This window comes from Pseudoalteromonas sp. G5_S1_14_S5 (assembly GCF_054968605.1).
Window position 1 is genome coordinate 1 of record NZ_JBQKUM010000193.1, and the last position, 1,014, is coordinate 1,014.

Consider the following 1,014-nt stretch of genomic DNA (forward strand, 5'->3'; position numbering starts at 1 on the left):
GAATGAGGCTGATTACCAAGTAGCGATTGCAGCTGTACGTGACATTGCTGATGTGGCGGCGTTGCAAGCCTTGATTGATAGTGTCGATGCCAGCCTAGTTGCGTTTGCGATGGTTCAATCTGCAGCGATCAATAGCAACTTACTCAATCAGCAACGACTCATCATCGACGGCACTTCGTATGATTATTTTCCGATAAGCCAGAATGTGGCTAATCTTGAGCAAGCCCAAAAGCTATCACAAGGTACGGTTGTCACTATTACCATTAAAGAACAAGGCGGCGATATACATAAATTGAGTCACGAATTTAATGATGCCTATTGGGTAGAAGGTCATCGCTGGCCGCTAGCACTGGGCAAGGTTATCAGTAATAGAAACATACTTGGGGTTAAAGTGGGTACGTTGACCGCAGATGAGCAAATCGGCGCGCTTTCCTCAAGTTTTTCTAAAAATCAATTATTCATTGACCCGACGCTAATTCGCTCAGTATCTTTGCAGGCATTGATACATGAGGAAAAAGTCAACCAGAAACGTCTAACCATTGACGGCACTTCGTATGATTATTTTCCGATAAGCCAGAATGTGACTAATCTTGAGCAAGCCCAAAGGGTATTCCAAGGTACGGATGTCACTATTACTATTAAAGAACAAAGCGGCACTATACATAAATTGAGTCACGAATTTAATGATACCTATTGGGGAAAAGGTCATCGCTGGCCGCTAGCATTGGGCAAAGTTATCAGTAATAGAAACATATTTGGGGTTAAAGTGGGTACGTTGACCGCGGATGAACAAATCGGCGCGCTTTCCTCGAGTTATGATAAGAATCAATTATTCATTGACCCGACGCTAATTCGCTCAGTATCTTTGCAGGCATTGATTACTCGTTTCGACAGCACCATCTTGGGAGATATTATTGATTTAACCTTTAATGTTGCGAACGTGCCTGCTTACCAGGAGGCCGTTGCGGATAAGGAGAGCATTGCCGATGTGGCGGCGCTGCAAGGGCTGATTGA

The 1,014-nt window shown here is 44.2% G+C and carries 1 protein-coding gene; it reads left to right on the forward strand.

The annotated features are described in order from the left end of the window. The coding region (locus tag ACTRWI_RS22500) for a hypothetical protein (RefSeq protein ID WP_499133915.1) at nt 1-1,014 on the forward strand (1,014 nt) is incomplete at both ends.